The sequence below is a fragment of the Micromonospora sp. NPDC049645 genome (assembly GCF_040675155.1).
In the GTDB taxonomy this organism is placed as follows: domain Bacteria; phylum Actinomycetota; class Actinomycetes; order Mycobacteriales; family Micromonosporaceae; genus Micromonospora.
Window position 1 is genome coordinate 149,767 of sequence record NZ_JBFAOI010000005.1, and the last position, 23,124, is coordinate 172,890.

Genomic DNA, 23,124 nt, shown 5'->3' on the forward strand with positions numbered 1-23,124 from the left:
TCGACGGGTGAGGACAGGGGTGCGGAATGGGTCAGGGGTACGCCGAACGCGCCTACCAGGCCCGGTGCCTGGACATCAGCATCGATCGCCCGTTCGAGGAGTTCCGGCGGCAGTACGAGCAGGCCGTCCCGCCCTACGACGCCGAGGCGTTCAACGCTCTGGTGGCCCGCGACGCCCCGTGGGAAGACGTGCTCGCCCTGATGCGCGAGCGGGCACCCCACGACTTCCTCATCTACTGGAGCAGCGGTGACCTGCGACCGATGATGACGCTCGCCGGCGATTCCTGGCACTGTGTGGAGTACCTGATGGGCAACCACACCACCGCCGAACGCATGTTCCGGCACGATCCCGCCGTCATGTTGTACGCGCCGTTGCGCACGGTGATCTGCGAAGGACCCCACGGTGGAGCGCGGTTCGTCATCGAGCAGCCCAGTCGCCCCTTCGGTTCGTTCGGGGTGGACGCGATCCTCGAGGTGGGCCGTGACCTCGGCCGCGAGGTCGCCGCGCTCCTGAGGCACCTGCGGGTGCCCGTGCCGGACGGGCTGTCGGACTAGGTCGGACGCCCCGGCCGATCGGGTCGCTGTTATCGATCATGGTATTGACGACACGCCACCTGGCACGCGTACGGTGATCTTGCCAGTACCCGCGTTCCGTAACACCGTGCAAATCCTCGATTAACCATCGTGGACTTGGGTTGGGGAGCGCTCCCACTGGTGGGTCGCGATCATCGAACAGCTCCACAAAGGAGCAACCGAGAGGAGCCTCGTGGCTACAGGCACGAGTGGAAACAGGCTGCGAAGACTAGCGATACCGACGCTGGTCGTCGCCCTGGTCACCGGTACCACCGGTGTGGCGGGAACGGCGTCGGCGGCACCCGCGGGTCCAGCCGGCACCGGTGCGAGCGCCGGCTACTTCACCGCCGGGTCCGACCGGAAGGTCACCCTGACCGACGGCGCCGACCGCCGGCCCGGCGGCAAGCGGGCGGCCACCCCCAGGGCCGTGGACGAGACCGGCTCCGGCACGTACGTCGTCGAGTTGGCCGAGGAGCCGTTGACCACGTACGCCGGTGGGGTGGCCGGTCTGGCCCGGACCCGGCCGGCGGCGGGCAACCGGCTGGACGCGTCGTCGACGCCGTCGCAGGCGTACCGCAGACACCTCGACGCGCAGCGGGCCGCCGTGGCCGCCGCGGCCGGGGTCAAGGTCAACGCGGCCTACACGACCGCCTTCAACGGGTTCTCGGCGAAGCTGACCGCCCAACAGGCGACCACGCTGCGGGCGGACAAGCGCGTGCGTGCCGTCACCGCGTCCCGGGCGCTCGGCACCCCCTCGACGCCGCCCCCCGCGACCACGACGACCGCAGCGACCCCGACGCCCGCCACCCCGACCGGGGTGGACCCGTCGACGGCGACCGGCCCCGCCGGCCGGCCGGTCACGCCCGGCCCCGCTACCGGCGCGGGCATGGTGATCGGCGTCCTGGACACCGGCATCTGGCCGGAGAGCGCGTCGTTCGCCAAGACGATGCCCGCCCCCGCGAGCTGGCACGGTACCTGCCAGACCGGGGTGGCCTTCGCGGCCGAGCACTGCAACGGCAAGATCGTCGGTGCCCGGTACTTCGCCGACACCTGGCTCGCCGGCGGTGGCTCGGTGCCCGAGGGTGAGGTCCTGTCCCCCCGCGACATGGCCGGGCACGGCACGCACACCGCGTCCACGGCCGCCGGCCTGCCGATCTCGGACGTCACCATCGACGGTCGGCGCTTCGGTCCCGTCTCCGGGGTGGCGCCGGACGCCCAGATCGCCGTCTACAAGGTGCTCTGGGGCGGCATGGGCTTCGACGCCGACATCATCGCCGGCATCGACGCGGCCGTCGCCGACGGCGTGCAGGTCCTGAACTTCTCGATCGGGTCCGATCTCGGCGACTGGGAGGCGAACACGCCCATCGGCGTCGCCTTCCTCAACGCCACGCTGGCCGGGGTGTTCGTGGCGGCCTCGGCGGGCAACACCGGCATCGTGAGCGGGGCGATCAGCAACGCGGCGCCCTGGGTGACCACGGTCGGTGCGGCGGTGACGAACCTCGACGAGGCGACCGTCAAGCTGGGCGACGGCACGAAGCTGGTCGGCGGCTCGCTGGACGCGCTGCCCGGTGGCGCCGCACGGCCGATGGTCTTCGGCGACCAGGCTGGCTCGGCCGACCTGGGCGCGGTCTACTGCGAACCGGGCAGCCTCGACCCGGCCAAGATCAAGGGCAGGGTGGTGGCCTGCGCGCTGTCCGACCTGTTCGGCTCCGCCAACGAGATCAAGGCCAAGGGCGGGGCTGGCATGGTGGTTTTCGACCCGGTCGGCAACTACCGGATCAACTCCATCTCCAACTTCCCGGTGGTCTACCTGCCGACCGAGAAGCAGGCCGGGACGTTGTTCAACTACCTGATGCGCCACCCCACCGACGCGACCGTGTCGTTGCGTACCGGCGGTGACGGCTCCAGCGTCCCGGGCGTGCCGAGCGTGGCGGACTTCTCCTCCACCGGGCCGGACAAGGTGGCCACCGGCATCCTCAAGCCGGACCTGGTGGCGCCGGGTTCGGACATCATCGCCGCGGTCTCGCCGGCGGGCAACTTCGGGCGACAGTACGACGCCTACTCGGGCACCTCGATGGCCTCGCCCTACGTGGCCGGAGCGGCGGCGGTCCTGCGCGCCACGCACCCGCAGTGGTCACCGGGCACGGTCGCCTCGGCGCTGCGGACCACGGCCACCGACACCGTCGGCACCACCAGCCCGCTGGACCAGGGCAGCGGCTTCGTCAACCTGGCCGGTGCCAAGGATCCGGGGCTGGTCATCGCGCCGACGGCGGCGGACCTGATCGAGTTCAGCGAGACGGCCGAGCCCGACGGCAAGGCCCTCAACCTGCCGGCGATCTCGTTGCGCGAGTACGACGGAACGCGCCCGGTGACCCTCACCCGCACCCTGACCAACGTGGGCAAGGCCCGGGAAACCTACCGGTCGTCGCTGTCCGGCCTGGCCGGCATGAAGGTCAACGTGTCGCCCGCCTCGGTGACGCTGGCACCCGGCGCGTCCGCCACGGTGACCATCACGCTGCGTCGGGGCAGCGCGCCCTGGGACCGGTTCGTGACCGGGTCGATCACCTGGCGCGGCAAGGTCCACAGCGCCCGGATCCCGGTCGCCGCCCGTCCGTGGGGCATCACGCCCCGACCGTACGGTGACGACGGCGAGGAGTTCGGCCGGATGGCGAACGGTGCCTTCGGCTCGGTCCAGCCGGGCTTCACCGGGCCGCTCGCCGCCCGCAGCACCGGCTACACCCCGATGCGGCGTACGTCGTACTCGATGCCGGCCGGCGTCTACGGCGGTGTGTTCGACCCGAGCGCCACCGGCGTGAAGAAGGTCGACTTCACCGTGCCGGCGAACACCGCCGGCATCGTGGTCGAGACCAGCACCGCCGATCCGAATACGAACCTCGATCTGTACCTGTACAAGGGCGACACCCTCATCTACAGCAGTGACAGGTTCTGGACCAGCGCCGAGCAGGCGTACAAGTTCCTGCCCGAGCCGGGGCGCTACACCGCGTACGTGTTCGCGCAGTTCCCCGGCGGCCCGGTCGTCGACTTCGAACTGGGCCACGCGATCATCGGTCGCAACGCCACGTACGCGGATGCGACGCTGACGCTTCCCGGTACGGTGCAGCGCGGCTCGACGGTCGGCTTCACGCTGAAGCCGGACAAGCCGCTGCCCGACGGCGACTTCTGGGCCTACACCGAGTTGAGCACCAACGGCTCGGTCATCCCCGGCAACCTCGTCTACACCCAACAGAGTTCCTGGCAGTAACCGTTCAGCCGGGCGTGGGGCGGTGCCGACGTGCACCGCCCCACGCCCCCGGGCCACTGACGCCTCGGGCGGCCGGGCGGTGACGGGCGGGCGAAAACCCACCCGCCACCGCGCCGACGGTCAGGTGACCGTGATGGTCAGGTTGAGCGAGCGGGTCTCCCCGCCGGTGTAGGTGACCGTCACCCGGGCGGTGAAGGTCCCCTTGCGGGAGTAGCTGTGGGCGGTCGACCGCAGTGTCGCCCCGTGCGTGACGGCGCTGTTGTCGCCGAAGTCCCACGCGTAGTCGGTGATGCTCTGCCCGGACGGCGCCGTCGCCGTGGCGGTGAGCGTGGTGGTCAGTGGCGCGGCGCCGCCGGTCGGGTTGGCGGCCAGGGACAGCGTTCCGCCCGGCTCCTGCTTGACCCCTGCGCCGTTGAACCGCAGCCAGTCCAGTGCGAGCAGGTCCGGGGTGCCTCCGACCTGGGCGGGGTTGACGAACTTCGCGTACAGGGTGGTGGTGCCGGTCGGCTTGTTGGTCAGCGTGACGGTGGGCGAGACCAGGTTGTCCCACCCGCCGGTCGAACCGATGGTGGCCGTGCCGATCAGCGTGCCGGTGGGCGAGCCGGTCCGCAGCTCGATGGTGCCGCCGAGGCCGCCGTTGGTCACCCCGAGCGTCACCGAGCCGACGTTGCGCAGGTCCGCCGGTCCGAACGCCACCCAGTCGTTGTGGTCGACCTCGCCGAGCCGCTTGCCGGCGCGGGCGGTGGCCCGGTCGTTGACCGTGACGCCGGACTGGGCGCTGAAGTGCTCGGCCTCCTTGCTCTTGGGCTGCAACTGCACGCGGGTCGAACCGGTCAGAGCCGGTACGCCGCCGGCCGCGCCGCCGTCGGTGTACTGCGCGGTGATCAGGGTGTAGAGGTTCTGCCCCGGTCCGTGGCCGTCACCGGCGTCCGCCTCGGTAGCGAGCAGCCCCGAGCAGCCGGTGTAGACGTCCAACGGGTGGGCGTGCTGGTCGTGGCCGAGCTGCGTCTGCACCGTCACCTTGGCGCAGTCGATGGTGGCGTCCTCCGGGTCGGTGACCGTCACCGTGTACGGGATCTTGTCGCCGAAGTCGAAGAACCCGCCGTCGGGCACGGTGATGGTCACCGTGGGTCGGGTGTTGCCGACCACCACGTCGGTGACCGCGCTGGCGGTCAGCCCGTTGCCGCTGTTGCGTACGGTCAGCCGGGCGGTGTGCTTGCCGGCCGCCGAGTAGGTGAAGCTCGGGTTGGCGGCGGTGGAGTCGGTGCTGCCGTCGTTGGTGAAGTCCCAGGCGTAGCTGAGCGCCGACCCGTCACCGGTGGTCGATCCCGCCGAGGAGAACGTCACCGTGAGCGGTGTGCGTCCGCTGTCCGGGGTGGCGGTCATCTTCGCGGTCGGTGGCCGACCGTTGGCCACGTAGTCGATCCGGTAGATGCCGGCGCCGGCGTTGCTGCCGCCGCGACCGCTGCCGGTGCCCTCGCCGAAGTCGATGACGTAGAGCGAGCCGTCCGGGCCGAACTCCGCCTCGAAGGGTTGGATCCAGCTCATGTTGTCGAAGATCCCGTTGATCGACTGGAGGTCACCGACGGCGGTCGGGCCGAAGCGCGCGTTACTGAAGGTCTGCGCCGTCTTGTGGATCGAGAGCGTCTTGAACCACCTGCGGGTCAACTCGTAGGTGATCCACTTGCCCTCGAAGTACTCCGGGAACTTCGTCGTGCGGGTGTTGGCCGGGTCGTAGTCGTAGACCGGACCGCTCATCGGCCCGCCGCCACCGGTGCCCAGCTCCGGGAACTGCGTGGAGGCGGAGTAGGCGTACCAGACCAGCGCCGACTTCGCCGCCGGCAGCGTGGTCAGGCCGGTGTTGTTCGGCGAGTTGTTGACCGGTGCGGCGCAGTTGAACTTCGCCCCGGAGGTGTTGGTGGCGAAGTTGTAGTCGTTGAACGGGATGTTGTTGCCCACGCAGTACGGCCAGCCGAAGTTGCCGGGCGCGGTGATCCGGTTGAACTCGACGGTCCCCTCCGGACCCCGGTTGGGATCGGCGGCGCGGGCGTCGGGGCCGTAGTCGGCCACCAGCACCGCGTTGGTCTGCGGCTCGATGGTGATCCGGAACGGGTTGCGCATGCCCATCGCGTAGATCTCCGGCCGGGTCTTCGCGGTGCCGGCGGGGAAGAGGTTGCCGCTCGGCACGGTGTACGTACCGTCGGATTGTGGGGTGATCCGCAGGATCTTTCCGCGCAGGTCGTTGGTGTTGCCGGCGGTGCCCTGGGCGTCCCAGGCGGCGCGGCCGGCGCGCTCGTCGACCGGGGTGTAGCCGCTGGAGGCGAACGGGTCGGTGTTGTCACCGATCGCCGCGTACAGCCGCCCGGCCGCGTCCATCGCGAGGGACCCACCCATGTGCGAGTTGGCCCTGCCCTCACCCCGGTAGGTGGGAATGGCCAGTAGGCGTTTCTCCGAGGAGAGCGCGACGCTGTTGTTGGCGACCGTGAACCGGGACAGGTTGAGTTGTTTGAGGGTCTTGTCCGACCAGAGCAGGTAGATCCAGCCGTTGCTGGCGAAGTTGCGGTCCAGGGTCATCCCGAGCAGCCCGTCGGACTGGTCGGTCATCGCCGGGGTGTACGCGAAGTCCAGCAGGGTGGTGACCTGGAGGGTGTCGGAGTTGACCACCTTCAGCGCGCCGGTGCGCTGGATGTAGTAGACCTTCCGGTCCGGGGCGACGGCCAGCTCGAACGGGTCGGCCAGGTTCTCGGTGACCAGCCCCACCCGTTCGAAGTTGCTGGTCTCGGTGGCCGAGCAGTCGCCGGCGACCGCGCCGGCCGCCCACTCGATGCCGTAGCGCAGGTGCTCGAGGAACGTCGGCGTGCTGAACTGGGCGCTGGCGTGCCCACCGGCGGTGAACCAGGACCGGCCGCCGTCGTAGCGCTGACACCAGGAGTACGCGTGGTCGACGCCCTCGTCCAGCCCGTTGATGCCGTCGCGAACCTTGATCTGCGCGAGGGTGTGCACGTTGCCGGTCGGGTTGGTCCGCCAGTTGTACCACTCCTCGCTCTGCTCCCACAGCTCCGGCAGGTTACGGGTGGAGGGGTGCGCCCGGTCGAGCACCTTGACCCGGCCGGGGAAGGTGCCGCCGGTGGACGAGAAGTCGGGATGGTAGTCGAAGATCGTGCCGACCAGGCCCTCGTACCACGGCCAGTCGCGCTCGCTGGCGGAGGCGGCGTGCAGGCCGGCCCAACCGCCGCCGTTGCGGATGAACGTCTGCAACGCCGCCCGTTGGCTGGCGTTGAGCAGATCGCCCGAGGTCGGCAGCGAGTTGGTGTTGTTGAAGACCAGGACGTCGAAGGTGGCGAGGTTGGCTTCGGTGAACGCCGCCGCGTCGGTGGTGGCGACGACCTCGAAGTTGTGGGCGGCGCCGAGCTGCTGGATCGCGGCGATGCCGGCCGGGATCGAGTCGTGGTAGAAGTTGGTGATCTTCGAGAAGACCAGCACCCGGAAGCGCGGGGCGGCCTCGGCGGGCAGGGCGGTGGTGGTGCTCACCACGGTGGCGATGGCGAGCAGGATCAGGCAGAACACGCGGAGATGTCGGGGCATGGGGGCGCTCCCTGTCGGACGGTGAGGGGCGGAAAGCGCTTTCTCGCTGCCCGCACCACGGTACTGACAGCCAGTGACGAGCGTCAATAGCCCGCTGGTAAGCGGTTTCCCGCCCCTGCGGCGTCCGCGCGTCGCCGGCCCCCACGGGCTCACGGGTACGGCTTAGGATGTCTCCTGGACACGTCCCGTGACGCTGCGGATGCGCCGTGTCCCGTCGACCTGGGGAGGTCTCGTGACGGTGCCGTCCACGTCGGAATTGCCCGAGGGCCGGGGTGCCGACCGGATCGACACCACCACCGTGCATCCGGCTCGCCGTTACAACTACTGGCTCGGCGGCAAGGACAACTTCGCCGTCGACCGGGAGTCCGGCGACCAGATCGCCGCCGTCTACCCGGGGGTGCGCACGCTCGCCCGGGAGAACCGGGCCTTCCTCGGCCGGGCCGTCCGGTTCCTCGCCGAGGAGGCCGGCGTCCGGCAGTTCCTCGACATCGGCACCGGCATCCCGAGCGCCGACAACACCCACGAGGTGGCCCAGTCCGTCGCCCCCGAATCCCGGGTCGTCTACGTCGACAACGACCCGATGGTGCTGGTCCACGCCCGAGCGCTGCTGACCAGCGACCCGGCCGGGGCCACCGCCTACCTGGACGCCGACCTCCGCGACCCGGAGAAGATCCTCGCCGACCCCCAGTTGCACACCACACTGGACCTGTCCCAGCCGGTGGCGCTGGTGCTGATCGCCGTGACGCACTTCCTCACCGACGACGACCGCCCGCACGAGCAGGTCACCCGCCTGCTCGACGCGCTGCCGTCGGGCAGTTGGCTGGCGCTGACCCACTTCACCACCGACCACATCCCCGCCGAGATCGTCACCCGGATGGAGGCCGAGTTCGCCTCCGGCCGGATGAAGCAGGACGCCGTAGCCCGCGACCGGGCCGAATTCGCCCGCTTCTTCAGCGGCCTGGAGTTGGCGCAACCGGGCATCGTGCCGGTCACCGAGTGGCGGCCGCAGCTGCCGCCCGAGCGGCGTCCGCCCCTGGCCGACGCCTCCATCTACGGCGCGGTGGCCCGCAAGCCCTGACCGGTGGTGCGGGCCGGGGATCGTTCCGGCACGGGCAAGCCCTGAACCAGGCACTGCCCGCGCCGGATGTCAGTCTTCGCGTGCCGGGTCCTCTGCCCTGGTGAAGAAGCGAACGATGTCTTCCGCCGCGGTGGGGGACAGCATCATCGCCTGGACTCGTGCGGACATGTCGGCGATCGGGTGGATCCTGGCGAACATCGACTCCTCGTACGCCCGGATCGCCGTGTTCGCGTCGGTGGGGTTGGCGGCGAGGTGGCCGGCGAGTTCGGCGGCGTCGAGCATGGCCTGGTTGGCGCCCTCGCCGACCGGTGGCATGAGGTGCGCGGCGTCGCCGATGAGGGTGACGCCCGGCCGGCTGGCCCAGCGCGTACCGGTGGGCATCGCCTCGATCAGGCGCGGCGTCGGCGGGCTGTCGGCGGCTTCGATGAGTGCGGTGACACGGGGAGCCCAGCCAGCGAAGATGTCCAGCAGGGCTGGCTTGCTGCGGTACGTGTCGAGGGGCTGGCCCTCGGCGCGCAGCGAGATCCCGACCCGGAGGCTGCCGTCGCCCAGACGTTGCGCCGACAGGATCTGGTTCACGCCGACACACCACAGGTTCCCGGGGCCGACCAATTCGGCGAGATCGGGATGACGCCGGTCGACGTCTTCGACGTTCAACTCCACGACCGTCGACACATAGGACATCTCGACGTCGGTCAGCAGCGACCGGACCACCGACCGCGCGCCGTCCGCGCCGATGAGGATGTCACAGCCGGCTCGCTGGCCGTCGTGGAACGTCAGCTCCCAACCGGCGTCGAGTCGCCGTTCCGCCGCGACAAGCCGGTGCCGCCAGACGACCGTGTCGCCGGGAAGGGAGTCGAGCAGGAGATCACGTAGTGCGCCCCGGTCGATCTCGGGACGTCCGGAGAATGAGCCAGGTCGCGGCACGTGGTGCACCAGGGTGCGTCCGGTCGGGTCGAGGATGCGATGCTCCTCGCCCTCGGGCCGGGCCGCCGATCGGAACCGGCCGCCGAGACCCGCCTCGTCCAGGGCTCGTTGCCCGGATTCCGGGTGCAGATCGAGCGAGCCGCCCTGCAGGCGCGCGGACCGGTTTGCCTCCCGGTCGTACACCACCGCGTCGATGCCGTGCCGGTGCAGGATCCGTGCCAGCGTCAGCCCGCCGAGGCCGCCACCGGCGATCGCAATTCGCGTTGTCACGGCGCTACCGTACACTGTATTTGTGAATACGCCGTACGGTAGTGAGTCACTCCCCGTGTGGGAACGACCCGAACCTCAGCCGAGGGCAGTGCCGGTGCCGTTGAGCCGCGACAAGATCGCCGCTACGGCCATCCGACTTGCCGACGCGCACGGGCTCGACGGGCTGTCCTTGCGCAAGATCGCCAAAGAGCTCGGTGTCGGTCCGATGCGGCTCTACGACTACGTGATCAACAAGTCCGAACTACTCGACCTGATGGTCGACGTCGTCTATGCCCGGATCGCCGAGGTGGGCCAGCGTTCCGAATGGCGCGCCACGGTGCTGGCCATCGCCCACGCGACCCGTGCGGCCGCCCTCGACCACGAGTGGTTCTCCGACGTGCTCGGCGGACGGCCACACCTGGGGCCGCACGCGCTCGCCGTGGGCGAAGCGACCGCGGCGGCGCTCAGCGCGGCCCCCGGCGTGCGTGACATCGACGATCTACAGCGAGCCGTGGGTGCTCTCAACGCCTTCATCATCGGGGCGGTCCGGCGAGAGGTGACCGAGCGACGCACCGCCCGTTCCACCGGCACCGATGAGGCCGCCTGGCAGGCCAGCCTCGGCCCCTACCTCACGCGCATGTTGAAAACCGGCAGGTACCCCACCGTGGCCCGGCTCGTCATCGACGGCGCCCACCTCGACGCCGAGGAGACCTTCAACCACAACCTGGCCACCGTCCTGGACGGCATCACCAGCCGACCCCGAACGTGACCCACTTCTCTGCGAAGTTAATGGCCGGCGGCTTGCCGACCCGAGGTGAGTCGTCGAGCGATATACCTCTGAGTCCGATATACCTCTGAGTCATAGATATACCTCTGAGGCATACCGCTCTCCGCCGTTGGACCGGGAGCGGCTCCACCCATGAAACGGCGACAAGAGTCCCAGAAGCCGACGAGAGTCCAGAGGCAAGGAGCCCACGAGTGCACGTCACCCTGGCGACGAGCGCCGGTGGAGCCGCCCGACCGAATGAGGATTTCGTCGGTGCGGTTCCCGGCGCAGTCGTACTGCTCGACGGAGCCCGAGGTGACCGCCCGGCGCGAATGCTCGGTGCCGCGGGACGGCGTTGCTCCGGGGACGCCGGAGTACGAGCGGGTGCGGGCTTCGTGTGTCAGCGTGCTCCGTGCCCGCCGCAACCAGCCGGGCGGCTACTGGATCGCCAAGGATGACCCACGCGCGGCGCGGCAGGCGCTGACCGGCAGCCGCCCTCTCGCCGGCCTGAGCGCCGTCGCGCTGCTCAGTAACGGCGTCGGCCGCATCGTCAGCCCGTACGGCCAGACCGATTGGCCGGGCGTTCTGGAGCTGCTTCGTGTCGGCGGGCCGGCGCAGGTGATCGCTCGTGTTCGGCAGGCCGAGGCTCAGTCCGGTGGCGGCGTCCGCTGAGTGTCGATGATCCGATAGTGACCTAGGTCGGCCGGCAATCCGATGGCTGAGCAGCGCTAGGGTTCGGAAACCCCCCAGGAGTGTGAGACCGAAGGGGCCGACCGGCCCAGGGTGTCCACACTGCACCGATGGCACGATCACCGCGAAGTGGACGATCGGCACCTCACCCGGGAGAACGGCCTCATGCAGAGCGACCTGATAGCGCTTGAGTTGAAGGACAAGTCGACCTTCGCCGCGCTGGCGATGGAGATCGATGCCGAGGAGGAGGTCTCCTTTCAGTCGCTCAGAATCAAGCTCAGCGACGTGGCGCAACAGGTGGCGAAGGTGGCCGAGGAACTGGTCGAGCACGCCCGCAAGGCCGCCCCGACGGACATCGAGGTCACCATGCGGGTCGGCTTCTCGATCACCAACGGCAAGGCGGTGGCGCTCCTCGTCGATGGAAAGGCCGAGGGAGCGGTGGAGTTGAAGTTGGCCTGGAAGGACCTCGCCGGCTGAGATGGCTGACGTCGAGGCCGGCCGGCATCTGTGGGCGGGGCTGGTCGGCGTTCGCCAAGGATCCGTGACACAGACCGGATTCATGATCGGACCGCGGGCGATCGCCACGGCCACCCACGGACTGGACCGGACCGGGCCGGTGAAGATCCGCCGCATTGGCCGCTCCGCCGACGCCGTGGAGGAACCGGCGACCGTCCTCGTCTGGGACAAGCAGCGTGACCTCTGCCTCCTGACCGTCGAGGACGCGGACGAGTTCTGGTTCGTCCCGGAGCCCCGGCGCCCCGCTCTCGGCGCGGAGTATGTGGTCGTCAGCTGCGTCGACCGGCGCGCGGAGACGACGCTGGTCGTCAACGAGGGGCTCGTCGAGGACGACGGGGTCGCCTGGCTCAAGCTCCGGTCGGGGCAGATCCAGCGGGGATACAGCGGCGCACCGGTGCTCGACCGCGAGGGCGGCCGGCTCGTCGGCATGGTCCGCGTCACGCGCGGGCGGCAGACGGATCTGGGCGGGCACGCCCTGCTGGGTACGGAGATCGTTGCGCTCCGCTCCGCGCTGGGCCTGGACACCGACGACCGCCGGATGCAGATCAGGCACGCCGCCAGTGGACGCACCTGGCCGCCGCGCAGTCTGATCCGCGGCGACGCGCCCTCGGACCTGGTCGAACTCATCGGCCGGGAGGAGGAGATCGCCGCGCTGGATTCGCGCGACGGACCCCGCCACCGGCTCGTCGTCGGAGACGCGCTGGCCGGCAAGTCGGCGCTGACCGGCGTCTGGGTGCGCCTGGCGCACATCCCCGCCGGCGACACGGCGTACGTCGACGCGGCGTTGGCCCCACCGGTCCCCGCGCAGCACCCCGTGGTGGGAATCGTCCTCCCGGTGCTCGGCGTGCACATCCCACAGGACCCGTTCGGGAGCCGCTCCGACGCGGAGACGCTGGCGTTGGCCTGCTGGACGATCATGCGTGACCTGCGCGGGGGCCGGCTCGTCATCGACCTCCAGCACCAGGTCGTCGACGCCGCCGCCGACGCGGATCTCGCGGCGCTGATGAACGCCGCCGAACAGATGAACGCCGCCGTCGTCCTCGTCGGACGCGATCTCGGCGGTGAACTCTCCTGTGTCGGACTCGCCACCTCGATCCAGGTGGGGCCGATCGGTCGTGCGGACGCGGCGGCGCTGATCACCCGCGCCACCCTCGGCCGAGTGGCACGGGACGAGGCCGAGAACGCGTTGGAACTCGTCGACCCGGGGTGCCTTCTCCCCGGGGAGATCCTGGCGGCCTGCCGACAGGGCGACGGCGACGATGCGGTTGACGTCGTCATCGCCCTGTCCGAACGATTCGATCTGCCGATCCTCGACCCGGGCCCGGCGCCCCCGGACGAGCCGACCGTGACCACCGCCGACTCCGGCCAGGACCTCGAACAGCAGGTCCTGACCTCCGCCGACGACCCACTCGGCATCCGCGCGCCTGCGGCGACGCGCCGGGATCTGGCTGCCGGCGCGTTCAGCGGCGACGCGATCCGACTCGACGAATGGCCGGGCACCGCCCCGTTCGCCTTCGAGGTGAACGCGCTGAGCGCCGAACAGGGCCTCGCGGTGCAGGACATCGCGCATCGCGTGTCCGGCCGGGCGAGACGACCCGAGTGGGTGGAGTCGCTCTATCGGCAGATCGTCGAACTCGAAGGCCGGGGGAACGAACGCGGACCGTCGGTGCGGGTTCGCCTGCGGCTGTGGCGCAGCCAGATCCACGGGGGCGACGTGGCCGCCGCCGGCCGCACGTTCACCGAGATCGGCGGGGTGCGCACGGTCGAGCGCATCGTCGACACGGGCAGCCACCTGGAGCAGGTGCAGGACGCCCAGGTGCTCGTGCTGGCGTGGTGGCTGGGGGCCGGCACGGATGACGCCCTCGGCGTCGCGGTCGGCGCATGGATGAGCGCCGTCGTCGTCGACGAGCAGCTGTCCGGCCGGGCCGATGTGCGGATCGTGCTGCACGACGCGCTCCGCGCGATCACCGTTCGACCGCTGCCCTCCCCGGACGGCCTCCGCGCGGTCGGAGAGTGGTGCCTGTCCCACCTGGAGGACGACCGGTCGTTCCTGGCCGATCCGGGCAGCTGGACGATGTACGTCTCGTTGATCGGCCGCGCCAGCGACTTCAGTGGCGACCCGTCGCTCACCGAGGTCTTCCTCACGAGGGCGCTGCGTGCGCTGACGCTGCACGTGGAGCTACTCAAGTCGCTCGCGCTGGTGGGCGACAGCCGCCCGCTGCTGTCCATCGCGCGGCAGCAGCGGCGGCTGCACCGGCTGGAGCGGGCCCGGCGCACCGGAGAACCCGGCCGACTGCAGCTCGCCCGGGACCTGCTGACCTGGACCGTGGAGAACGCGCCGACCGCCGAGGCGTTCCTGAGCCTGCTCGTCGCCGACCCGACGCTCAAGGTGACCCGGGAGGGCGACAACGCCGTCGACTCCGACCTGCCCGCGCACCGTTCCGCCGAGAGTCAGCTCGCACCGATCAAACGCGCCTACCGCAGGTGGCGGAGAGATCACCCGCAGGTCACGCCGCTGATAGTGGAGATCGAGTACCAGTTGGTCCGTACGGAGTGGTCGATCGCGGGCTCACTGCTGAGGCAGGCGCGGATGGCTGACGAGCGCTGGTTGAACCGCCCGGTGCCGCACAAGCTGGCCGTGCTCGAACAGCTCGGTGAGACGCGCCGGAAGAGACTCGGCGCGCTGGCCAGACGATGCGGCGACTCGGTGGAGGCGGTCGAGCGGGAGGCGCACAACGAGCTGCAGCTCCAGACGGCCCTCGCCATCGTGGCGCGTACTCCCATCGACTTCCGTACCGTCGACGGCATCCTGGCCCGCGGGCGGCAGACCTTCCCGGCCGACCCGCGCATGGCACACCTGCTGGCGGCCCACCACCGGCACCGACGGCACTTCATCACGGCGGCGGCGGCCTACTCCGACGCCTTCGGTGTCGCGCTGGGCGATCCGCTGTTGCGCCTGCGGGCCGCCGTGGGCGCGTGCGAGTCGTTGTCGCAGGCATACGCGGTGGGGGAGTGCGACCGGGAGGAACTCGTGGCGGCGGCGGCCCGGGCGGAGATCCACGAGTCTACGGACTTCTCCGCGTCGATCGTCTGCGCCCTGGCCCGTCTGGAGCTGCACGGCACCCTGTCCGAGGGCTACGGCAGCCTGGCCCACACGATCGCCCGGGTCGGCAGCTTCTCGCGGCTGGCGACCGACATGCGCACCATCCGCGCCGAGATCGCGACCGCCGTCGGCCCGGAGACCGCGCCGCTGGTCGACAGGTTCCTGCACGACTTCACTGACGTGGGCCTGCTCGTCGCACTCGGCGCGATGTTCGTCCGCTCGCACACGCTGGCGCCGAGCGAGGATCTCGACCGGCTCCGGGCCGCGCTCGTCCTGTTGGACGGGGTGCGGATCATGGCCGGGACCGTCTGGAACGTGCCGTCGGTGAACTTCCAGCAGGGCCGAGCCCTGCTCGCCGCGTGCCAGCAGTCCCAGACGCCGAACCCGATCGGTTGGGACAAGGATCGCGAGCGATCCGACATCGACCTGGCCTACGCCAAGTTCCAGTCCGCCGTCGACCTGTCCGTCGACTCGTTCCGCGAGATCGTGCTCGGTTTCATGCGTGAGACGGGGGAACTGCGACAGCGGCTCGGTCGCCCGGCACGGTGACCGGCGCCGCGATGATCCGGCTGGGCAGCACCGGCGCGTCCCGGCCCGTGCCCCGCCCGCCGTCGCCGCCCGATGATTCCTCGTGGTAGTCCCGCTCCACGTTGACCGACCAGACGTCATGCGTACTGCCGGTGGCGATGTTCTCGGCGGTGAGCATCGCGGTCAGCATCGAGTGGTCCTGGTTGTTGTAGCGGTGCATGCCGTTTCGACCCACCGGGTGCACGTTCGGCACCGCCTCGGTCAGCCAGGCCCGGATCACGTCCACGTTGTGCTGGTAGCGCTCGTCGTACACCGGGTAGGCCTTGGGCATGCGCACGACGTAGCCGGCCTCCACCACGCCCGGTCGGACCAACCCCAACCGCTCCAGCTCCGCGGTGGCGAGGGCCACCAGGTCGGCATCCGGGGTACGCCACATCTCGTCGTCCTCGAACACGAAGTACTCCAGGCCGAGGCAGGTGCGGCCGTCCTTGACGAGGTACGGCGACCAGGAGCCGAAGTTCTGGATCCGGCCCACCCGCACCCCCGGATCGTGCACGTAGATCCAGTTGTCCGGGAACGAGAACTCCGCCGGCACCACCAGGGCGACCGTCAGGAAGTCGCGATAGCGCAGGTCGGCCGCGCAGGCCAGCACCTCCGGCGGTGCCGGCGGGTGCAGTGCGGCCACCAGCTCGGAGATCGGCATGGACGAGATCACGTGGTCGGCCGCCTCGGTACGCTGCCCGCCCGCGCCGTTGACCGTCACGCTGATCGCCCGCCGACGGGTCGGGTCGCGGTGCACGGCGGTGACCCAGCTGCCGGTGGACAGCTGCCCGCCGCGCTCGCGGACCTGCTCGGCGCAGCGCTCCCACATCATCCCCGGCCCGTACTTCGGGTACTGGAACTGTTCGATCAGGCTGGTCACGTCGGTGCGTCGACGCCGGGGCAGCAGCGCGTTGCGGATCGCCTTGGCCAGCGACAGGTTCTTGATCCGCTGCGCCGCCCAGTCGGCCTGCAACCGGTCCGCGGGCATACCCCAGACCTTCTCGGTGTACGTCTTGAAGAAGATCGAGTACAGCCGCCAGCCGAAGCGGGCCGACACCCAGCCCTCGAAGTGCGACTGGTCCCGGGGTGGCCGCAACCGGGCGCGGGCGTACGAGCCGAGGCAGCGGGCGGCCTCCGCCAGCCCCAGGTTACGCAGCGCGTTCACCGCGCTGAGCGGGTAGTTGAACAGGGCGCCCCGGTAGAAGATCCGGCTCATCCGGGGTCGGGTCAGGAAGTCCTCGTCCGGCAGGATCTCGTGCCAGAACGCCTCCACCCGGGGCACCTTCGTGAAGAACCGGTGCCCTCCGATGTCGAACCGCCACCCGTCGCGTTCCACGGTCCGACTGATCCCGCCGACCACCTCGTCGGCCTCGAACACCTGGACCGACCGCCCGTGCCGGAGCAGCTCGTACGCCGCCGTGAGCCCCGCCGGCCCCGCACCGATGATCACCGTGCCGTGCTGCTCACTCATGCTGCCGCTCCGCTTCCTGCTCACCGCCATGGTCGAGGTGCGGCGTCTACCCGTTCTGCGCAGAATGTCACACTTGGTGGTTGGCGGTCCTCGCTTCGACGGGGGCGCGCGGAGGCGTACCACGACAAGAGCGGCACCCCGCGCGGCCGGGGAGCAGGGGAAGCGGAGCGGATGCGGCGGTGGCGGAGCGGCCCGGCGGCGCTGGCCGCCCGTGCGGTCGTGGCCGGGCGCGGCGCGGCGCGCCTGGCCCGTCACGTGCCGGCGCCCTGGCCGTACGTCATCGGCCTGTTCGTCGGCGCGAAGCTGCTGCTCACGCTGCTCGGCCTCCTGGTCCTGCACGCCTGGGACGGCGTCCCCGGGGCGCCGCCGCCGGACGAGGCGTTGATGTGGGCGCAACAGCGGGACATCACCGGGCACCGGTGGATCTCGTTCTGGTTCGCCTGGGACTCGCTGCTCTATCTGCGGCTGAGCACCCTGCCCCTGACCGGGCCGTGGGGGGATTTCGGCTTTCCCCTGCTGTACCCCTTTCTGGCCCGGCCGGTCGGCGTGCTGCTCGGCGGCGACACCGCTCTCGCCCTGTTGCTGATCAGCAACGTCGCGTTCCTGCTGGCGCTCTGGTACGGCTACCGGCTGGCGGAGCTGCTGCTCGGCGACGTGGACGCGGCCCGCCGGTTCACCCGGTACCTGGTGCTGCTGCCGACCGCGTTCCTGTTCCAGGCCGCGCTGACCGAGTCGCTCTTCGTCTGCCTCGCGCTGGCCGCCTTCTACCACGCCGAACGGCGCCAGTGGCTGCTCGTCGGCGTGTTCGGCTACTTCCTGGCGATGAGCCGTTCCGTCGGCCTGCTTGTGGCGCTGCCGTTGGCCCTGGTGCTGCTCCGCCAGCACGACTGGCGGCTCGGCCCGCGCGCCCTGCTCGGCTACCTACGGATCGGGTGGCCGTTGCTGCTGTTGCCCGCCGGGTGGTTCACCTTCATGGCGTACTGCCGGTGGCGCGGCGGGGACTGGTTCGCCTACCAGCACGCCCAGCAGACCGGATGGGGGATCAGGGTGCAGAACCCGATCCCGGTGCTGCTCAACGGGTTGGCCGGGGAGCCGCGTGACGCCGCCCGGGTGTGGTTCGCCGTGGCCGTCCTGGCCGTGCTGGTCGCCGGATTCCGTCGCCGGGAGGTGGCCTACCTGGTGTACGGCGTACTCATGGTGCTGGTGCCGCTGTCGATGGGGCCGCCGGTGTACAAGAGCCTGCTGCGCTATCTGCTCGCCGCCTTCCCGGTGGCGCTGGTGCTGGCCCGCTGGACCCGCCGTGCCAGCGTCGACGTGTGGTTGACCGCGACACTCGCCGTGGTGCAGGGCGTGTTGTTCGTGCTCTGGCTCAGCTACTGGACCCACATGATCATTTGATCCGGTCGTGCCCCGGCGCGACCCCCGGCACCGCACCTGTGCGAGCCTGCTACCCGTCGTTGGAAGCGCACCTTTCGTGGAGGCCCGGTGTTCGCCCTGCCGCTGACCGAAGACGTCGAGCTGCGCCCGCTGGAGCCGTGGCGCGCCGAGGAGTTCCTCGCCCACCTCGATCGGGCCCGCGAGCACATCCAGCCCTGGGTGTCGCCGTCCTTCGTCGCCACCGACCTGCCCTCGGCGCGGGCGGTGCTGCAGCGGTACGCCGATCGTTGGGCCGGCGACAGCGGCGGCATCTGGGGGCTGTGGTGGCGGGGCACGCTCGTCGGTGGGGTCATGTTCGTGTCGTTCGACGTGATTCGGGGCGGCTGCGAGGTTGGTTGCTGGGTGGAGCCGGCGGCGCAGGGCAGAGGCATGGTCGCGCCGGCGGTCCGCCGGATCGTCGACTGGGCGGTGCGCGAGCGCGGCATCCAGCGGGTGGAGTGGCGTACCAGCGCCGACAACACCCGCAGCAAGGCCCTCGCCAGCCGTCTCGGCCTGCGCCTCGACGGCACGCTGCGCCAGGTCAGCCCCGGTCCGCACGGTCGGATCGACCTGGAGGTCTGGTCGGTGCTGGCCGACGAGTGGCTCGCCACGCCACTCACCGTCCACTGACGACGGCGGATAGTGTCGTACCCGGGCGGCACCATGCATCCATGGCCGTCCCTGCGCTCACCCCGCATTCCGACCCGCCGCGTTCCGTGCCGCTGCGTGAGGCGCGCACCCGGTTCAGCCAGCTCGTCGCGCTGGCCGAGCTGACCGACGCGGTCACCGTCGTCACCCGCGACGGCGATCCCCGCCCGATTGCCGCGATCGTCCCCGCCGCGGCCGCCCGCAGCGGCGCGCAGGCCCGCGCCGACGCCGACCGACTCGCCACGGTCACCGCCGGCTGGGCCCGTCGCCTCGACGAGCAACACCGGCGCAGCGGTCAGCGGCACGCCGCCGAGCTGGGCGCGGTCCGCGCGGCCTTGGCCGAGGTCTGGGCCGAGCTGGATCGCCGGGTCGTCCCCGGCAGCGACCCGGCGCTGGCCCGGCTGCGCGCCGCACACGCGGACCTGCTCGCCGGCTGACTCCCGTCCGCGCCGGAGCGGGCCGGGCGCGCGCGGGCCAGCAGGCCGGGCGCGCGCGGGCCAGCGGGCCGGGATCAGCCGGTGGCCGGATAGCCGTGCGTCTCGGTCGCCTTGACCGCCACCCAGACCCGCTGGCCGGGGATCAGCCGCAGTTGCGCGGCGGCGGCCGGCGTGACGTCGGCGGCCACCCCGACCGGGCCGTCGACCTGCACCCGCACGTTGTCGCCGTGGCGCTGGACGCCAGCAACGGTGCCCGCCCAGGTGTTGCGTGGGCTGCCCTCCGGCCGGTTGGGGTGCAGAGCCACCGCGGCCGGGCGGAACGCCACGAACGCCTCGCCGTCCAACCGGTCGGCGACGGTCAGGGTCAGCTCCGGCGCGACCCGCACCCCGTGGCCGTCGGCGCGTCCCCGGTAGAGGTTCAACCCGACCAGCCGGGCCACGTAGTCGGTGCGCGGGCGGGCGGTGACGCTCGGCCCGTCGCCCTCCTGGACCACCCGGCCGCCCTCGACGATGACCAGCCGGTCGGCCAGGGCCAGCGCGTCCAGCGGGTCGTGGGTGACCAGCACCGTCGCTCCCGGGTGGGCGGACAGGTGCCGGTGCAGCTCCGCGCGGGTGTCCAGCCGGGTGCGGGCGTCCAGCGCGGCGAGTGGCTCGTCCAGCAGCAGCAGGGACGGCGCCACGGCCAGCGCGCGGGCCAGCGCCACCCGCTGCGCCTGCCCCCCGGAGAGCTGCCGGGGGCGACGCTGCGCCTGCGCGTCGAGCCCCACGCGGGCGAGCCAGTCCCGGGCGGTGGCACGGGCGGCCCGCCGGTCGACGCCGTGCCGGCGCGGCCCGAAGGCCACGTTGTCCAACGCGCTGAGATGCGGAAAGAGCAGGTAGTCCTGGAAGACCACCCCGATAGGACGGCGTTCGGTGGGCACCCAGCCCCCGGTGGCCGGGCGGTCCAGCTCGACACCGTCGAGGGTGACATGCCCGTCGGTGAGGGGCTGCAACCCGGCCAGCGCGCGTAACGCGGTGGTCTTGCCGGCACCGTTCGGGCCGAGCAGCGCGACCACCTCGCCCGGCGTGACCCGCAGCGGCACGTCGAGCCGGAAGGCGCCCCGGTCGACGACGAGCCGGGCGTCCAGGAGCCGACCGCTCATGCGCCGGTCATCCAGCGGTCCCGCAGCGCGACCAGGATGCCCACCGACACGACGAGCAGCACCAGGCTCAGCACGATCGCGGACTCCAGGTCGGTCTCCAACGCCAGGTAGACGGCGAGCGGCATGGTCTGCGTCCGGCCGGGGTAGTTGCCGGCGAACGTGATGGTGGCGCCGAACTCGCCGAGCGCCCGCGCCCAGCAGAGCACCGCCCCGGCGGCCAGGCCCGGCGCCACCAGCGGCAACGTGACGTGGGTGAAGGTGACCCACCGGCTGGCGCCCAGCGTCGCGGCGGCCTCCTCGTAACGGTGGTCGGCGGCGCGCAACGCGCCCTCCACCGCGATGACCAGGAACGGCATGGCGACGAACGATTCGGCCAGCACGACACCCGCGGTGGTGAACGGCAGGGTGATGCCGAACGTGGCGTCGAGCCAGCCGCCGAGCAGCCCACGCCGTCCGAAGACCAGCAACAACGCCACCCCACCGACCACCGGCGGAAGCACCAACGGCACGGTGACCAGTGCGCGTACCAGCCGACGGCCGGGGAACTCGACCCGGGCGAGCACCCAGGCGAGCGGCACCCCGAGCAGCAGGCAGAGCACGGTGGCCAGGGTGGCGGTCTGCACCGACAGCCGCAGAGCGGTCAGCGCGCCCGGTTCGGTGAGCCGGCCCGGCAGGGTCGCCCACGGTGCCCGGATCACCAGCCCGGCCAACGGTAGGACGAGGAACAACAGCCCCAGCCCGGCGGGGATCAGCAGCGCCGCCGGCACCCGCCCCCGCCGTCGGGGCGTGGCCGGCTGCGCGCGGGACGCGTTGTCGTCGCGGACCTGGCTCACGGAGCCTGGAACCCCGCCTCGGCCAGGATCGCCTGCGCGGGCGCCGAACGGACGTACGCGACGAAGGCCCGTGCGCCGGCCGGATTCGGCGCGTCCTTCAGCGCGACGATCGGGTAGTCGTTGACCGCCCGCGCCGACTCGGGAAACTCCACGCCGGTCAGCTCGGCGCTCGCCGCCCGCACATCCGTGCGGTAGACCAGCGCCGCGTCCACCTCGCCGAGCTTCACCTTGGCGAGCGCGCCCTTGACGTCCTGCTCCAGGGTGACCGGCGTGAGCGCGATCCCGGCCGCGTCCAGAGCGCTACGGGCCGCCGCGCCGCACGGCACCTGACGCGCGCAGAGCGCCACCTTCACACCCGGGCTGGTCAGGGCGGCCAGGCCGGTCACGCCCTTCGGATTGCCCCGGGGCACCGCGATCACCAACTGGTTGCGGGCGAAGACGCTCGGTGTGCCGTCGGCGTTGCCGGCCTCGGTGACCGTGCCCATGTTGGCCGGGGCGGCCGAGGCGAACACGTCGGCCGGTGCGCCCTGGTTGATCTGGTTGGCCAGGCCGGAACTGCCGGCGAAGTTGAGGGTCACGCTGGTGCCCGGGTTGGCGGCCTCGAAGTCCTTCCCGATGCGGGTGAACGACTCGGTCAGCGAGGCGGCCGCGAACACCGTCACCGGGCCGGTGACCCGGCCATCACCGGCGCCGCCGGCCGACCGGTCGTCGCCCGCGCCGCAGCCGGTGACCGCCAGGCCGACCGCCAGCAGCGCGGCCACCGCCAAGCGCGTTCTGAGTGCCGTCATCCGCCGGACCTCCCCCTGATCACTGCGGGCGCCGCTCGTTCCACCACCACCGTGGTCGACTTGATCACCGCGACGGCCACCGACCCGACCCGCAGGTCGAGCTCGTCGACGGCCTCCCGGCTCATCAGCGATACGACCCGGAACGGGCCCGCCTGAATGTCGACCTGGGCCATCACCGTGTCCTTGCGGACGTCGACGACGATGCCGCGCAGCCGGTTGCGGGCCGAGGAGAACTCGGCGCCCGCGTCCGGATCAGCGGCCTGGGCGCGGGCGAACGCCGCGAGGTCCACGCCGTCGACGATCCGGTGGCCGTGCTCGTCGCGCCCGGCCGTCAGTCGCCCAGCGTCCACCCAGCGGCGGATGGTGTCGGCGCTGACGCCGAGCAGGTCGGCGGCCTCCCCGATCCGGTACGTCGTCACCGGCTCACCCTAGCGCCGTAGATGCGAGCCCGAAAGCCCCAGATGGGCGGCATCCACGCGCGCTGTTGGGTAAAAGTGCCAGCAGTTGCGGTCCAGGGCCTCGGCGTTCCGGCGTTCCGGGGCTTCGGGCGTTCCGGGGCTTCGGGCGGTCCGGCGGTCCGGCGGTCCGGTGGTCCGGGGCTTCGGCGGTCCGGCGCTTGGGCCCTGGCCGCTGGCGTTCACCCGCATGATCGGGAACCAGGAAGTAGTGGTGTCGGTGTAGCGGTGAGGCCACTACATCCTGGCTCGAGCATGACCTTGACTGTTGCCGCCGATCCGCACCCCCTCCCGGTTCGGTCGGTCGGGTGTTCGTGGTCAAGGTCCGCGCAAGATCAGGGATGTTGCTGTCTCCCTGGTGTCGGAGGCAGCAACATCCGGGAAGTTGCTCGGATCTTGGGGTGGGCTCGGGGGACGGGGCACCGGGCGGCGGACAAGGTGTGCGGAAGGCCGGGCATGGGGTGCGGGGAGTCGGGGCTGCGGGTTGGGGGCGGCGTGGGGGACGTCGGGCGCGAGGGCTTGGGGGCGGTGCCTCGGACCATGCGTGCGGAGCGTCGGGTGCCGGGCGTGGGCGGGCGGGACCCGGTGGGCCCGCCCGATCGGAAGAGCGTAGTGG

Annotated in this window: 17 protein-coding genes; 10 read left to right on the forward strand and 7 right to left on the reverse strand. The window is 71.3% G+C overall.

Annotation, left to right across the window (positions count from 1 at the left end; genetic code table 11):
- Positions 1-26 precede the first annotated feature (26 nt).
- Complete coding sequence (locus tag AB0J33_RS14345) at positions 27-554, forward strand: hypothetical protein (RefSeq protein WP_363613474.1); 528 nt, start codon at positions 27-29, stop codon at positions 552-554.
- Positions 555-765: 211 nt separating this feature from the next.
- Positions 766-3,834 (forward strand): S8 family serine peptidase, encoded by a 3,069-nt coding sequence (locus tag AB0J33_RS14350; protein ID WP_363613476.1) that lies wholly within the window; start codon positions 766-768, stop codon positions 3,832-3,834.
- A gap of 120 nt (positions 3,835-3,954) precedes the next feature.
- On the opposite strand, the gene AB0J33_RS14355 is transcribed toward AB0J33_RS14350, so the two are convergent.
- Entirely contained in the window at positions 3,955-7,419 is a 3,465-nt protein-coding gene (locus tag AB0J33_RS14355) for a ThuA domain-containing protein (RefSeq protein ID WP_363613478.1), read from the reverse strand.
- A gap of 232 nt (positions 7,420-7,651) precedes the next feature.
- Here AB0J33_RS14355 and AB0J33_RS14360 point away from each other — a divergent pair, with 232 nt between their 5' ends.
- A complete protein-coding gene (locus AB0J33_RS14360; protein ID WP_363613480.1) occupies positions 7,652-8,497 on the forward strand; it encodes an SAM-dependent methyltransferase in 846 nt (281 codons plus the stop codon).
- 69 nt (positions 8,498-8,566) lie between these two features.
- Here the strand turns inward: AB0J33_RS14360 and AB0J33_RS14365 are convergent, their stop codons facing one another.
- On the reverse strand, positions 8,567-9,694 hold the full coding sequence (locus AB0J33_RS14365) for an NAD(P)/FAD-dependent oxidoreductase (RefSeq protein ID WP_363613482.1): 1,128 nt from the start codon (positions 9,692-9,694) through the stop codon (positions 8,567-8,569).
- Between the two features lie 94 nt (positions 9,695-9,788).
- Here AB0J33_RS14365 and AB0J33_RS14370 point away from each other — a divergent pair, with 94 nt between their 5' ends.
- The 4 genes from AB0J33_RS14370 (at position 9,789) to AB0J33_RS14385 (ending at position 15,297) form a co-directional block, all read left to right on the forward strand.
- Positions 9,789-10,442: a TetR/AcrR family transcriptional regulator gene (locus AB0J33_RS14370; RefSeq protein WP_363613484.1), complete on the forward strand. Its 654-nt coding sequence runs from the start codon at positions 9,789-9,791 to the stop codon at positions 10,440-10,442.
- 237 nt (positions 10,443-10,679) lie between these two features.
- Positions 10,680-11,111: a hypothetical protein gene (locus AB0J33_RS14375; RefSeq protein ID WP_363613486.1), complete on the forward strand. Its 432-nt coding sequence runs from the start codon at positions 10,680-10,682 to the stop codon at positions 11,109-11,111.
- Between the two features lie 147 nt (positions 11,112-11,258).
- Positions 11,259-11,606, forward strand: a complete 348-nt coding sequence (locus tag AB0J33_RS14380) for a CU044_2847 family protein (protein ID WP_363613488.1) — start codon at positions 11,259-11,261, stop codon at positions 11,604-11,606.
- A gap of 64 nt (positions 11,607-11,670) precedes the next feature.
- Entirely contained in the window at positions 11,671-15,297 is a 3,627-nt protein-coding gene (locus AB0J33_RS14385) for a serine protease (RefSeq protein WP_363613490.1), read from the forward strand.
- Here the strand turns inward: AB0J33_RS14385 and AB0J33_RS14390 are convergent.
- Positions 15,245-16,789 carry an NAD(P)/FAD-dependent oxidoreductase gene (locus tag AB0J33_RS14390; protein ID WP_363613492.1) on the reverse strand — a complete coding sequence of 515 codons (1,545 nt, stop codon included), beginning with the start codon at positions 16,787-16,789 and terminating at the stop codon, positions 15,245-15,247. The genes AB0J33_RS14385 and AB0J33_RS14390 overlap by 53 nt on opposite strands.
- A 171-nt stretch (positions 16,790-16,960) precedes the next feature.
- On the opposite strand from AB0J33_RS14390, the gene AB0J33_RS14395 reads away from it, so the two are divergent.
- The 3 genes from AB0J33_RS14395 to AB0J33_RS14405 all read left to right on the forward strand — a co-directional run bounded on the left by AB0J33_RS14395 (position 16,961) and on the right by AB0J33_RS14405 (position 19,290).
- Positions 16,961-18,187, forward strand: coding sequence for a hypothetical protein (locus AB0J33_RS14395; protein WP_363613494.1), 1,227 nt, complete (start codon positions 16,961-16,963; stop codon positions 18,185-18,187).
- An 87-nt stretch (positions 18,188-18,274) separates the two neighbouring features.
- Positions 18,275-18,835: a GNAT family protein gene (locus AB0J33_RS14400; protein ID WP_363613496.1), complete on the forward strand. Its 561-nt coding sequence runs from the start codon at positions 18,275-18,277 to the stop codon at positions 18,833-18,835.
- Between the two features lie 41 nt (positions 18,836-18,876).
- On the forward strand, positions 18,877-19,290 hold the full coding sequence (locus AB0J33_RS14405; RefSeq protein ID WP_363613498.1) for a type II toxin-antitoxin system Phd/YefM family antitoxin: 414 nt from the start codon (positions 18,877-18,879) through the stop codon (positions 19,288-19,290).
- Positions 19,291-19,364: 74 nt separating this feature from the next.
- On the opposite strand, the gene AB0J33_RS14410 is transcribed toward AB0J33_RS14405, so the two are convergent.
- The 4 genes from AB0J33_RS14410 to AB0J33_RS14425 are packed head-to-tail and all read right to left on the reverse strand — an operon-like array spanning position 19,365 to position 22,472.
- Positions 19,365-20,432 (reverse strand): ABC transporter ATP-binding protein, encoded by a 1,068-nt coding sequence (locus AB0J33_RS14410; protein WP_363613500.1) that lies wholly within the window; start codon positions 20,430-20,432, stop codon positions 19,365-19,367.
- A complete protein-coding gene (locus tag AB0J33_RS14415; RefSeq protein WP_363613502.1) occupies positions 20,429-21,265 on the reverse strand; it encodes an ABC transporter permease in 837 nt (278 codons plus the stop codon). The genes AB0J33_RS14410 and AB0J33_RS14415 overlap by 4 nt, the downstream gene beginning before the upstream one ends.
- Complete coding sequence (gene modA, locus AB0J33_RS14420) at positions 21,262-22,053, reverse strand: molybdate ABC transporter substrate-binding protein (RefSeq protein ID WP_363613504.1); 792 nt, start codon at positions 22,051-22,053, stop codon at positions 21,262-21,264. Before modA ends, AB0J33_RS14415 begins: the two co-directional genes overlap by 4 nt.
- Complete coding sequence (locus tag AB0J33_RS14425; RefSeq protein ID WP_363613506.1) at positions 22,050-22,472, reverse strand: MerR family DNA-binding transcriptional regulator; 423 nt, start codon at positions 22,470-22,472, stop codon at positions 22,050-22,052. Before AB0J33_RS14425 ends, modA begins: the two co-directional genes overlap by 4 nt.
- Positions 22,473-23,124 lie beyond the last annotated feature (652 nt).